Here is a 13,215-nt window from a genome sequence, read left to right as displayed (position 1 = left end):
AAAGTTAATTATCCTCAGTTGTTCAAGCGCTGACTGCGCGGATCCCTATCCTAGGGTCATTACGTCGCATTTCAAGCGACCTTAATCTTTAAGTGCCTAAAAAGACATAACTTTACATTTAGTCACGCTTTCGCAGCCCAGGGCGATTTCGCCGGAGCGGGTTTGCCGCCAGCCGCCGAATCACAGGTAAAAAAAAGCACCGCCGCGCGGTGCTTTTTGAACCCTGGCGCGTTCGGCGCGGCAGGCTGATGAGATCGCTTACGACTTATCCAGCTGAGCCAGATCGTTGGCGATTCTCACCGTCTCATCGAGGTACGGATCCGGTTCTTTGTAATCCTTCGGCAGCTCGTCCAGGCTCTTCAGCGGCTTTTTGCCTTCGGCCTGATAGCGCGCATTGATGCGTTCCAGACGCAGCGCATCCTCTTCGCGGTTCTCTTTCTCGCGCTGGGCCAGATTGAGCGACACGATGTTGCGCTTGTCTTTCATCGCGTTAAAGCGCGCGATGTCCTTCATGATGTACTGGAACTCGCGATCCTCGGCGATACGGGCTTCATGCTGTTTGGTCAGCTGCGCCACTACCGGCTTGATGTCGCCTGTCTTGCTGTAGGTTGCGGCATTAATGCTGTCCCACGGCAGCGCATTATCTTCGAACTTCTCGCCGGTTTCCGCCGCTTCCACGCCGGTCGGCATCAGCAGATCCGGCGTAACGCCTTTACGCTGCGTGCTGCCGCCGTTGATACGGTAGAATTTCTGGATGGTGTACTGCACGGAACCCAGCGCAGGCCACTCCGGACGCAGCATCTGGTCGTAGATGCGGTTCAGCGAGCGGTACTGCTGAACCGTGCCCTTGCCAAAGGTCGGCTCGCCGACAATCAGCGCACGACCGTAATCCTGCATGGCCGCCGCGAAGATTTCCGACGCCGAGGCGCTAAAGCGATCCACCAGCACCACCAGCGGGCCTTTGTAGTAAACAACGCCATCGTTGTCGCTGTCTTCACGCACGCGGCCATTGTTGTCGCGTACCTGCACCACCGGACCGCTGGGGATAAACAAGCCGGAAAGCGAGACGGCTTCAGTCAGCGCGCCGCCGCCGTTGGTGCGCAGGTCTATCACCACGCTGTCAACGTTCTGCTTCTGCAATTTTTGCAGCTGTACTTTCACGTCGTCGGTCAGGCCTACGTAGAAGCCCGGAATGTCCAGCACGCCGACTTTCTGTTTCCCGACGTTGTGCACGCTCATTTTCACCGCGCGATCTTCCAGACGGATTTTTTCACGCGTCAGGGTCACAGTGCGGGTTTTGGTGCCTTTGCCTGCGGGTAAGATTTCCAGACGAACCTTGCTGCCTTTCGGTCCTTTGATCTTTGCCACGACGTCGTCGAGACGCCAGCCGATGACATCTTCCATCGGCTTGCCTGGCTGAGCCACGCCAACGATACGATCGCCGACGCTGATGGACTTGCTCTTCGCCGCCGGGCCGCCTGCAACCATAGAGTTAATGACCGTATAGTCATCGTCCATTTGCAGCACGGCACCGATGCCTTCCAGCGACAGGCTCATTTCGGTATTGAACTGTTCGGTGTTGCGCGGCGACAGGTAGTTAGTGTGCGGATCGATTTCGTGCGCAAAGGAGTTCATCGCCAGCTGGAACACATCTTCGCTGTTGCTCTGCGCCAGACGACGAATGGCGAAATTGTAGCGCTTGGTCAGCACGTCGCGAATTTCTTTTTCGTCTTTGCCAGCCAGCTTCAGGCTGAGCTGGTCATACTTTACTTTGGCATCCCACAGCGCGTTCAGCTCCGCCTGGTCTTTCGGCCAGGGCGCTTTGGCGCGATCGATGTCGATGGTGTCGTTGCCGGTAAAGTTCATCGGGCGGTTCAGCACGTCGAGCGCGTACTGATAACGCTCAAAACGGCGTTTTTGCGCCAGATTATAGAGATCGTAAAACACGTCGAGCTTACCGCTGCGCAGCTCATCGCCAAGCGTGGTTTTCTTGTCGGCGAACTGCGCTACATCAGAGGCCAGCAGCACGTTGTGGCTGTAATCCAGCATGTTGAGATAGCGGTCGAAGATCTTCGCGGAAAACGCCTGGTCAAGGTCGAACTGACGATAGTGAGAGCGGGTAAAGCGAGAAGTCACGCGCTCGCTAACGGTAGCATCCTGCGGATCTTCATGAAGCTGGGGGATCTGACTGGCGCGGGTAATATTCTCTGCGCCGAATGAAGGGCCTGCCAGTAGCAGGCCCGTAATCATACCGATTTTTAACAGGGTGTTCATGCCGGGATCAGCCTCCGTTTCAGAACTGTAAGTGTTCTGCGCGCACAATCATTGCCATGCCGGAAGCGAGCTGTACCCGAACGCCGTCTTTAGACACTTCAAGAACGGTGGCGTCCATCGCACTTTTGCCTGCTTTGACTTTAATATTCTGGCCTGGTTGCAAAGTTGAGGTATCGGTGATGGGTTTTGCCTGCGCAGCGGGACGCGGAGCCGGTTTACGCTCCTGCGCGGCGGCACGCGGAGCCTGAGGGCGCGCTTTACGCGGCGCATCGCCATCAGCAGGCTTGCGAGCGGCAGGGCGACGCGGACGACGCGGTTCTGCGCCCTCTTCGCCGGCTTCGCGCTTCGCGGCTTTCTGCTGTTCGCGCTGCGCCTGAACGCGCGCTTTCGCCTCTTCCAGCTGCTGACGCGCGTGCTGCACATGCTGTTCGTCCAGCACGCCGCAGGCGTTGCCGTCGAGATCGACGCGAGTCGCACCGGCTTTGATGCCGTAGAGATAACGCCAGCTGGAGGTATAGAGACGCAGCGCCGAACGCAGCTGGGTCTTGCTCAGACTCATTTCGCCCTGAACGCGCTCCACCAGATCCTGAAAGATGCCGATTTTGAGCGGACGCGCTTCACCTTCGGCGCTAAAGCAGTTTGGAAAACGTTCCGCCAGAAAGGCGATCACTTCTTTACTGCTATTCAACTTAGGTTGATTTTCCATGAAATTTCCTGATTACAACGGGTTTGCCGACCAGAGCAGGCATGAACAGGCGACATTATAATGACAACATCGCCAAATGCCATGCGATCCAGTCGATTAGCTGTGCGTCAGCTGCAAAAATTTTTCGATGTCGCTGTCCGCCAGCACGTCGCAAAGCCCCTCAGTCAATGCAACCAGCCCTGTTTCGTCCTCGCTATCGAAGCGATTGAACACCGTGCTGTCGATGTCCAGAACACCCACTACCTTGCCGTTTACTTTCAGAGGAATCACGATCTCGGCGTTGCTGGCCGCATCGCAGGCGATATGGCCGGGAAAGGCATGCACATCATCCACGCGCTGCACTTTATTTTCCGCGACGGCCGTACCGCATACGCCTTTACCTACCGGAATGCGCACGCAGGCGATTTTGCCCTGAAACGGCCCAAGCACTAGGGTGTCCGCTTCGGTCAGCAGGTAGAAACCCGCCCAGTTAACCCCATCGAGGCGTTCAAACAGCAGCGCGCTGAAATTACCCATTGCGGCAAGAAAGGAAGTTTCGCCCGCAAGCAAAGCGCGCATGTCGCGATTCAAATCGGCATAGAAGGCAGTTTTGTTCATTGTTTAACCATTACCATTAACAACAGAGCGGCTGTAATTAACCGCTCGTTAAAATAAGCACTAAATATCCACTGCCACAAGGTGAATCATAGCGTTAGTTGCTATAACCTTAGATTTTTGTGGATCGAAACGTGGGCCGTATGCAGGAATGTCCGAAACGTGAAAACGTTTTGTTGCCCCACAAACGCATCCGGTCTTAGCAATAAATATCCGGGCAAATGTGCATCACCCTATGAAAATTCACGCTATAAGCCAGCCGTTGCCCAACGCACGTTATCAGCGTTGTCCGCAATGCGATACCCTTTTTTCCTTACCGGATGTGAAATCGCATCAATCTGCCTACTGTCCGCGCTGCCACGCGCAGATTATTAGCGGTCGCGACTGGTCCATGACGCGACTGACGATAATGGCCGCCGCCATGCTGGTGCTGTTGCCCTTTGCGCTGACGCTGCCGCTGGTGGATATTCGCCTGCTCGGCATGCGCATTAACGCCAGCCTGCTGGGCGGCGTGATGCAGATGGCGGAACAGGGTCATGTGCTGACGGCCTCTATGGTGGCCTTCTGCACCATTGGCGCGCCCGCCGCGCTGATCGCCGGTATCGGCTACCTGAGCATTGGACATCGGCTGGGCATGAACCTGCGGCCGGTCCTGCTGATGCTGGAAAAAGTAAAAGAGTGGGTCATGCTCGACATCTATCTGGTGGGCATCGCGGTGGCCTCGATTAAGGTGCAGGATTACGCCTCGCTGGAGGTCGGCTACGGGCTGGCCGCCTATCTGACGCTTACGGTGCTGAGCCTGCTGACGCTGATCCACCTGAATGTAGAGCAGCTGTGGGAGCATTTTTATCCGCAGAAGCAGTATGCTTTCGCCCACGCAAAGCTCCAGGTGTGCCTGAACTGCCACAATACTGGCGAACCGGACGCGCGCGGCCGCTGCCCGCGCTGCCATACTCCGCTTCGCTTCCGCCGTCGCCACAGCCTGCAAAAGTCCTGGGCGGCGCTGATTGCCTCCGTTGTGCTGCTGATCCCCGCTAACCTGCTGCCGATTTCGGTGGTTTATCTCAACGGCTCGCGCCGCGAAGATACGATTTTTTCCGGTATTCTTGGGCTGGGGTCAGGCAATATTCCGGTGGCGGCCGTGGTATTTATCGCCAGTATTCTGGTGCCTTTTACTAAGGTGCTGGTGATGCTGACGCTGCTGTTAAGCATTCACTTCCGCTGCGAGCAGGGACTGAAAACCCGTGTTCGCCTGCTGCGGGTAGTGACCTGGGTTGGCCGTTGGTCAATGCTGGATCTGTTTGTGATTTCATTAACCATGTCGCTGGTCAATCGCGATCAGCTGCTGGCTTTTACTATGGGACCTGCCGCCTTTTACTTTGGCGCGGCGGTGATCCTGACCATTATGTCCGTTGAATGGCTCGACAGCCGACTGCTTTGGGATGCACATGCACAAAACGCCGACTACACCGACTAACGCGACGCTGCGCAGCAAACGTAAGATTTCGCCCTTCTGGCTTCTGCCGATCATTGCGATGCTGATCGCCGGCTGGCTGTTGTGGACTAACTATCAAGAGCGCGGCACGGTGATTACCATTAACTTCCAGTCGGCGGACGGTATCGTGCCGGGGCGCACCCCCATCCGCTATCAGGGCGTAGAAGTGGGCACCGTGCAGGGCATTAATCTCAGCGACGACTACCGCACGATTCAGATCAAGGCCAGCATTAAAAGCGATATGAAAGAGGCGCTGCGTGAAAATACCCAGTTCTGGCTGGTGACGCCGAAAGCCTCTCTGGCAGGCGTTTCCGGGCTGGATGCGCTGGTGGGCGGCAACTATATCGGCATGATGCCGGGCAGCGGCAAGCCGCGCGAGAATTTTATCGCGCAGGATACCCAGCCCAAGTATCGCGTGAATACCGGGGAACTGCTGATCCATCTGCACGCGCCGGATTTGGGGTCGCTTAACACCGGCTCGCTGGTTTACTACCGCAAAATCCCGGTCGGCCGCGTGTATGACTACAGCATTAACGGCAATAAGGAAGGCGTGACCATTGATGTGCTGATCGAGCGTCGCTTCAATAATCTGGTAAAAACCAACAGCCGCTTCTGGAACGTTTCCGGGCTTAATGCCGACGTCAGCCTGAGCGGCGCAAAAGTGCAGCTGGAGAGTCTGGCCGCGCTGGTCAACGGCGCCATTGCGTTCGACTCGCCAGAAGAGGCGCAGCCGGCGAAAACCGATCAGCACTACAGGCTTTATCCCGATCTGGCGCGCAGCCAGCGCGGGGTCATGGTCAGCCTCGATCTGCCGAGCGGCGACAACCTGAAAGCCAACCACACGCCGCTGATGTATCAGGGACTGGAGGTAGGTACGCTGACCCAGCTCAACCTGCAAAACGGCGGCAAGGTCACAGGCGAACTAACGCTCGATCCGTCGGTGGTTAACCTGATGCGCAGCGGCACGCGTATTGAAATGCGCAGCCCGAAGGTCAGCCTGACCGACACTAACCTCAGCAGCCTGCTGACCGGCAATACGCTGGAGCTGGTGCCGGGCGAAGGCGAGCCGCAGAACCATTTCACCGTGTTGCCCGCCAGCGAATCGCTGTTGCAGAAACCCGATGTGCTGACGGTGAAGCTCAGCGCGCCGGAAAGTTACGGTATAGATGCCGGTCAGCCGGTTATGCTGCACGGCCTGAAGATCGGTCAGGTGATTTCGCGCGAGCTGAATGCGAAAGGCATTGTGTTTGTCGCGGCCATCGAGCCGGCCTATCGCCATCTGGTGCATGGCGACAGCAAGTTTATCGTCAACAGCCGACTCGACGTGAAGTTCGGCCTGGACGGTATGAAGGTGCTGGGCGCCAGCGCGCGCGAATGGGTTGATGGCGGCATCCGCCTGGAGCCGGGCGATAAAGGCGAGGTGAAATCCGCCTACCCGCTGTTTGCCGACGCGGAAAAAGCCGAAGAAGGCATTACCGGCGATCGCCCTTCTACCACCCTGACGCTGACGGCAAACAGTTTGCCTGACGTACAGGCCGGTTCAGTGGTGCTTTATCGTAAGTATGAGGTTGGCGAAATCGTCGACGTCACGCCGCGCGCCAGCGCCTTTGATATTGCCGTGCATATCAAACCGGAGTACCGCAAGCTGTTGACCAGCGAAAGCGTGTTCTGGGCAGAGGGCGGCGCGCGCGTGCAGCTTAACGGCAGCGGTCTCACCGTGCAGGCTTCGCCGCTGAATCGCGCGCTGCGCGGCGCGATCAGCTTCGATAATATGAGCGGCGCGGCAAACGCGAAAGGCAGCAAGCGCACGCTGTACCCCTCAGAGACCGCAGCACGCGCGGTGGGCAGTCAGATTACGCTGCATACCTATGACGCCAGCAAACTCGCAGAGGGAATGCCTATCCGCTATCTGGGCATTAACATCGGCCAGGTTGAATCCCTGTCGCTGAGCCAGGATAACAACCAGGTGGTGGCGAAAGCCGTACTCTATCCCGAATATGTGCAGGATTTCGCGCGCAGCGGCAGCCACTTCTCGGTGGTATCCCCTGAGATCTCCGCGGCTGGCGTCAACCATCTGGAGACGATTCTGCAACCCTACGTCAATGTCGATCCGGGCAAAGGCCGTCCGGCGCGTAACTTTGAGCTACAGGAGAGCACCATTACCGATTCACGCTACCTGAACGGCTTGAATATTTACGTCGATGCCGCCGAAGCGGGTTCGCTCTCTGTCGGTACGCCGGTGTTGTTCCGCGGCGTCGAGGTGGGTACCGTGACCGGCACTTCGCTGGGCAATATGGCCGATCGCGTGCAGATTGCGCTGCGCATCAGCAAAAAATATCAGCATCTGGTACGCAATAACTCGGTGTTCTGGCTGGCGTCAGGCTATAACCTTGACTTTGGACTGATCGGCGGCGTGGTGAAAACCGGCACCTTCCAGCAGTTTATCCGCGGCGGCATTCAGTTTGCCACGCCGCCGACCGTGCCGCTGGCTCCGCAGGCGGGCGCCGATAAGCACTTCCTGTTGCAGGATGAAGCGCCGAAGAACTGGCGCAGCTGGGGAACGGCCATTCCTGACCCGCAGCAGTAGTGAGGTAATATCGCCACAGGCGCCTGAGTCAGACGCCTGAAAAGCAAAGCGTCCCGCGCGGAGAATGGCGCGGGGCGCGCTGGCGTAAAGATCGGCTTTCGCCCGCTGGCGATCGATGATATCTGTCCGCGTCAGCGCCTGCTCTGCCCGCCTCGGTTTTCATGCTACACTGCCGCCCCTGTTTTTGACCTCAACGTTACAACTGGAACCTGCCCGTGGCCGACCTTTTCCCTTCTGATTTCCTTGACCTGATGCGTGCGGCTCTGCCCGATGACGCCGAACTGCAACGCTTTATCGCTATTAGCCAGCAGCCGCTGCGCCGCTCTGTTCGCGTCAACACCCTTAAAATCAGCGTGGCGGATTTTCTTGCCCAGACGGCTGACTATGGCTGGCGACTGACGCCTGTGCCATGGTGTGCAGAAGGTTTCTGGATTGAACGTGACGATGAGAGCCTGCCGCTGGGTAGCGTAGCAGAGCATCTGAGCGGTCTGTTTTATATTCAGGAAGCCAGTTCCATGCTGCCGGTCAGCGCGCTGTTCGACGCCGCGCCGGACGCCCGACTGATTATGGATATGGCGGCGGCTCCCGGTTCTAAAACCACGCAGATGGCGGCGCGCATGCATAATCAGGGCGCAATCCTCGCCAATGAATTTTCCGCCAGCCGCGTTAAAGTGCTGCATGCGAATGTCAGCCGCTGCGGCGTAAGCAATGTCGCCCTGACCCATTTTGACGCGCGCGTTTTCGGACCTGCCCTGCCTGAGCGGTTCGACGCCGTGCTGCTCGATGCCCCTTGCTCTGGCGAAGGGGTAATCCGTAAGGATCCTGACGCGCTGAAAAACTGGACGCTGAGCAGCACTGAAGCGATAGCCGCAACCCAGCGCGATCTGATCGACAGCGCGTTTCACGCGCTGAAGCCGGGCGGCACGCTGATCTATTCCACCTGTACGCTTAATACCCTGGAGAATCAGCAAATTGTGGCCTGGCTGCTGGCGCGATATCCGCAGGCGGTGGAGATCGTTCCGCTCAGCGGTCTCTTTGCCGACGCCGCGCAGGCGCTGACGCCTGAGGGGTTTTTACATGTATTTCCTCAGCTGTTCGACAGCGAAGGATTCTTTGTCGCGCGGCTGCGTAAAACCGCATCGGTGCCGCCGCTGCCTCAGCCTGGCTACAGGCTGGGAAAACTGCCGTTTACCCCGCTGAATAAAAAGCAGGCCGACGAAATTGCGCGCGCGGCGGCGTCAGTCTGCCTCTACTGGGACGATGCGCTGACGCTCTGGCAGCGCGATAAAGAGATCTGGCTGTTTCCGGCGGATTTGACGCCGCTGCTTAACAGCGTGCGCTTTTCGCGTATTGGGCTAAAGCTGGCAGAAACCTTTGCTAAAGGCTACCGCTGGCAGCATGAAGCGGTCATCGCGCTGGCGCGACCCGATGCCAGCCGATCGTTCGAGCTGACCGCTGACGAGGCGATAGAATGGTATCGCGGACGGGATATTTTTCCTGAGAGTCCGCCGCAGCGTGATGAGATGATCGTCACCTGTCAACAGCAGCCGATCGGGCTGGCGAAGCGCGTCGGTAGCCGCATTAAAAACAGCTATCCGCGCGAGCTGGTGCGCGACGGCCGCCTGTTCCGCTAGCCCTTACTGCAACTGCACTAGCGTCAGCCGGTTGCCAAACACCGCGCCGGTGTCGATATAGTGCAGATTACCCGTGTTGAGCGGCTGTTGCAGGGGCGTATGGCCAAAGTAGAAATCATCTGCGCCGACGATATTCGCCGCCATGCCCGGCTGCAACCGGGTAATGCGATCGCGGTTCCATACTACCTGATGCCAGTCGACCGGCTGCTCCCATGCATAGCGTTCTGCCGGATAGTCAGCGTGAGCGACCACGACAATGCGATCCGCCAGCTGAAGATGCAGAATATGCGGCAGACCCGCTAATCGTCTCAAAGCGTGGCGCGCCGCAATCAGCCGCGCGCCGTTAAGTTTGTAAAACCAGTCGCCGCCGTTCATCATCCAGAGCAGCGGATCGTGACGGTGTAACGCTTGCAGCGCCATCTCTTCGTGATTACCCCGCACGCAGCGGAACCAGGGTTCTTCCAGCAGTTGCAGGCAGCCGACGCTGTCCGGCCCGCGATCGATCAAATCGCCAACGGAGATTAATAAATCATTTTGTTTATCAAAGGCATTTTCCAGCAGTAACGCATCAAGTTGACTGCGGCAGCCGTGCAGATCGCCTACAATCCATATGTTTTGCCAGTTTTCACCGTTGAGATACTGGTAGTTCATTATTATCCCGCTTGTTAACAACAGGTTTACTCATTGCGGGTTAAAGTATAGCCGGTCACATCTTCAGGGAGGCGTGATGAATAGCCGGAAACAGTTTATTAGCATGCTGGTGATTATTTTTATTGGCAGTCTGCTGCTGCTTGAATCGCTGGCGCGTCTCGTGCACGTCTTGTTCGTAGGCTGAAAAACCGCCGCCGCAGCGCTGCGATTTTTCTTCTCAGATTTTTCGTAACTTTTGCGCTAAAAAGCGCCATAAGCGGGCGATTACTGGTTAGATATCAGGATATTTACCCCTGACAAAACTGCGTTAATGTGTGTACTCAGCCCGTCCACGATGTGGAGCAGATACACACAGCAAAGGAGGGATGGCTGATTACCTCCGTCAGGAGAATAATAATGGTCACTGAAACGCTTGATAATGTAGGTTTTAATCTTGATTCTCTCGAAAACGCAGCATTAGAAATTTGCAAAACCAAAGGTATGCTGGGCATGCTGTTGGCGTCTGTATCAACAGAGATTCAGCAATCCTATTTTCAGCTGTTACGCGAGTCCGGCTTCGATGATGAACTGGTCTGGCTACAACAGGTCCTTGATACTAAATAAGTGATTCAGTTGACCCCGGCACTCGCTGGGGTTTTTCATTTATCCTTCTGTGAACCTTCCGCTTCACTCCCCGGAGCGACCGAGTAAAAAAAAATTTTCACGGCTCTGGTTTAGCCTGGTCTTACTGAGATTGCTTGCTGTTCACCGCACTGTTTATCTCTATGCACGCATTGGCGGACGCCGTCGCCAGCATGTGAAGACATCCCTGTCATGCCAATATCACACCGCTATTTGCACTGGGTTCGCTACTGGATATATCGCGCTGACGTTAATCAGTGGCACAGGTCCTCTCCTGGACAAGATTGCGATTAGGGTTTTAGCGCGGGCGGCACGGTGCCGGTGAGCTGCTGCTCGCTCTGCGCGCCTGAACCTGGGCGGGCGTAGCCCAGCTGAGGTTCTTCGCCCAGTAACTCAGGTTTCTCTTTGGCGGTGAACTGACCGTTGCCGTCAAAGGACGGACCTTCACACCAGCGTCCTTTCGGCAAGGGTTTGTCCAGCGAGGTATTTAGCGCGTAATAAGCATGTTCGTGAGCCTCTTCGCTCTGCGGGAAGCTGTTCGGGATCGGCAGGGAAGCGCTTAATCCGCCCTGATCTTCAATCACCGCCAGCCACTGCTGTTGATGCATGGTGTCGCGCGCAATCAGGAACGACAGAAAATCCTTCATGCCGGTATCTTCGGTCAGATTGTAGAGGCGCGTGGCCAGCACGCGGCCGGTAGCCTCGGCGGCCACGTTAGAGAGCATATCGGCGGCGACGTTACCAGAAGCGTAGATATGGCTCATATCAAAGGGAACGCCGTTGGCATTAACCGGCAGCGCCGCCAGTCCAGATGACAGAATATGGCGCGGATTCATACCGCCCAGCACGGCATTGACGACCGGATCTTTGGCAGAGGCCTCCTGGTATGACAGCGGTGCGCCTTCCAGATTAAGCGCGACCGCATGCGCCAGCATTTCGATATGCGCCAGCTCTTCGGTCGCCGTCGAGATTAGCAGATCGCGAATACGCGCATCGCCACGCGCGCCCATCGCTTGGAAGAAGTACTGCATCGCCACGCGGATTTCCCCTTCAACGCCGCCAATCGCCTGTTGCAACAGCATGGCAAATTCCGGATCGGGTTTATCGACGCGAACGGGATATTGAAGTTTTGAAGAATGGTGAAACATAATTACCTCCTGGCTTTTACAAGAATAAGCCAGACAAGCCTGGAAGAGATTCAGAAAAAAGAAAAGCGCGCCCGTAACTTTTCCACAGGAATATAAGCGGCAGAATCGACTGGCTCGCCAGTTATATTAACCAGTTAGCAAAGTGAAAATAATATTGCATTTTCTCTGGCGCAGCTTGCTGACGCGCTAATAAGCCATAGTGTTTATAAGGTAAATAAAAAGATTTTTTGCAGCGCTAATGCCGGGTTATTTTTCCCGCTTCGCTTGTTCGCCCGGATTTTGCCGAATCGCTTAGCAAGCGCCGCATGCTCAGCGAGAAAATTATCAACCTAATAAAAGATCTTACAGCGGTAAAGCGATTAAGAATCTCAGAAGCAGATACGGGCCGGAATGGTTAGTACAGCGGACGGCAGCGTTTGCACGCAGCATAACAGACTAATACTGCAAGAGACTCAAGGACGGAATCGCGCCGGGGCTGACTGGCCAGGTCAGGCTTCAGTTTCGTCAGAACGCCGGGAGAGGCAAACCTGAACAGGCAAAATGTCAGCGTGCTCAGGCTGCCCACAATTAACTGCCAGCGCTTACCCTGCTGGGTCTACATTCTAGCGGCGCGCCGCTACTGAAGCTGTATTTATCACAATAATCGGCAAAATCATGCAGGCTGCGCCATCCAGTATAAAAATCGCACAGCAACATATTATCCTGAGTTCATTACGCCTGAAGCAAAGTCAGGACTACACCTCAACTCACACAACAGATTTACAGCGATCCTTGCAACGATTTGGCCATGACCGTAGCCTTAAATCTTTTGCATTATTTCTTGTTTTTTTACCATGAACTCTTCTTCACTGAGTATACCTGCTTCCTTTAGCTCTGATAATTTTTTCAGCTGCTCGAAAGGATCGTTTTTTTCTACGGCTACGACTTTCTCGCCTTCGCTGGAGCTTTTTTGTAAACCCCGACCCGCTTCGATAGCATTAATCAGCGCTGTCTCGCCCTCTTTACTAAAAGTTTTAAATTCAAGCGCGTCGTGGCTGGTATGGATCCTGACAGATCGATGGCCTAACATTGATTTTCTTTCAATCGCGGTGATTGCCTTTAGAGGAATATTCTCCAGCACCTCACCCAAAAATCCTTTTCGGTAAAAAGCCACTCTGACATCAGTTACGATAAGAACGCCGTTATACTGTCTGTCCTTGCCGCTGCCCATGACATTGCCAATATATCCTTCAGCCCAGCTGACAACGGATTCATTGGCTTGCAAATGGCTGGATGTGAATTTTTCTACGTGCTTATTGCTTTTCATGATAACATCCCATTAATATTTTAACTATCACAATAACATGATTAATTAAATTTTATTTTTAATGTTTAACTTCAGCGCGTGTTAGCTCTGTACGCTTTAAAGAAAGTACGTTTCCTGACGATTATATTACGTCAGCTTCAGCGAAAAACGCCAGAGGTAACCTGTCAGGGGAACTCTGGATTTATCAGAAAGGTCCCCT

10 protein-coding genes are annotated in these 13,215 nt (G+C 55.5%); 4 read left to right on the top strand and 6 right to left on the bottom strand.

Annotated features, from left to right (window positions below; all coding sequences use genetic code 11):
• Positions 1 to 258: 258 nt before the first annotated feature.
• The 3 genes from prc to msrC all read right to left on the bottom strand — a co-directional run bounded on the left by prc (position 259) and on the right by msrC (position 3,577).
• Positions 259 to 2,274 carry a carboxy terminal-processing peptidase gene (gene prc, locus BBB56_RS06815; RefSeq protein ID WP_123800076.1) on the bottom strand — a complete coding sequence of 672 codons (2,016 nt, stop codon included), beginning with the start codon at positions 2,272 to 2,274 and terminating at the stop codon, positions 259 to 261.
• A gap of 19 nt (positions 2,275 to 2,293) precedes the next feature.
• Positions 2,294 to 2,980, bottom strand: a complete 687-nt coding sequence (proQ, locus tag BBB56_RS06810) for an RNA chaperone ProQ (protein WP_123800074.1) — start codon at positions 2,978 to 2,980, stop codon at positions 2,294 to 2,296.
• 96 nt (positions 2,981 to 3,076) lie between these two features.
• A complete protein-coding gene (gene msrC, locus BBB56_RS06805) occupies positions 3,077 to 3,577 on the bottom strand; it encodes a free L-methionine (R)-S-oxide reductase MsrC (RefSeq protein WP_123800072.1) in 501 nt (166 codons plus the stop codon).
• A gap of 232 nt (positions 3,578 to 3,809) precedes the next feature.
• On the opposite strand from msrC, the gene yebS reads away from it, so the two are divergent.
• The 3 genes from yebS to rsmF all read left to right on the top strand — a co-directional run bounded on the left by yebS (position 3,810) and on the right by rsmF (position 9,290).
• The gene (gene yebS, locus BBB56_RS06800; RefSeq protein WP_123800070.1) at positions 3,810 to 5,051 is read left to right on the top strand and encodes a membrane integrity lipid transport subunit YebS; all 1,242 of its coding nucleotides are present in this window, start codon (positions 3,810 to 3,812) and stop codon (positions 5,049 to 5,051) included.
• Entirely contained in the window at positions 5,023 to 7,656 is a 2,634-nt protein-coding gene (locus tag BBB56_RS06795; protein WP_158673933.1) for a PqiB family protein, read from the top strand. Before yebS ends, BBB56_RS06795 begins: the two co-directional genes overlap by 29 nt.
• 209 nt (positions 7,657 to 7,865) lie before the next feature.
• Positions 7,866 to 9,290, top strand: coding sequence for a 16S rRNA (cytosine(1407)-C(5))-methyltransferase RsmF (gene rsmF / locus BBB56_RS06790; protein WP_123800066.1), 1,425 nt, complete (start codon positions 7,866 to 7,868; stop codon positions 9,288 to 9,290).
• Positions 9,291 to 9,293: 3 nt separating this feature from the next.
• Here the strand turns inward: rsmF and BBB56_RS06785 are convergent, their stop codons facing one another.
• Positions 9,294 to 9,941, bottom strand: a complete 648-nt coding sequence (locus BBB56_RS06785; RefSeq protein ID WP_123800064.1) for a metallophosphoesterase — start codon at positions 9,939 to 9,941, stop codon at positions 9,294 to 9,296.
• Positions 9,942 to 10,337: 396 nt separating this feature from the next.
• Between BBB56_RS06785 and BBB56_RS06780 the strand changes: the two genes are divergently transcribed.
• A complete protein-coding gene (locus BBB56_RS06780) occupies positions 10,338 to 10,544 on the top strand; it encodes a hypothetical protein (RefSeq protein WP_123800062.1) in 207 nt (68 codons plus the stop codon).
• 308 nt (positions 10,545 to 10,852) lie between these two features.
• Here the strand turns inward: BBB56_RS06780 and BBB56_RS06775 are convergent, their stop codons facing one another.
• A complete protein-coding gene (locus BBB56_RS06775; RefSeq protein ID WP_123800060.1) occupies positions 10,853 to 11,710 on the bottom strand; it encodes a manganese catalase family protein in 858 nt (285 codons plus the stop codon).
• Positions 11,711 to 12,509: 799 nt separating this feature from the next.
• Positions 12,510 to 13,016, bottom strand: a complete 507-nt coding sequence (locus BBB56_RS06770; protein ID WP_123800057.1) for a PH domain-containing protein — start codon at positions 13,014 to 13,016, stop codon at positions 12,510 to 12,512.
• Positions 13,017 to 13,215: the final 199 nt, after the last annotated feature.

The sequence above is a fragment of the Candidatus Pantoea deserta genome (assembly GCF_003813865.1).
In the GTDB taxonomy this organism is placed as follows: domain Bacteria; phylum Pseudomonadota; class Gammaproteobacteria; order Enterobacterales; family Enterobacteriaceae; genus Pantoea; species Pantoea deserta.
The sequence above is the reverse complement of the archived record's forward strand: the minus strand, read 5'-3'. Positions and strand labels throughout refer to the sequence as shown.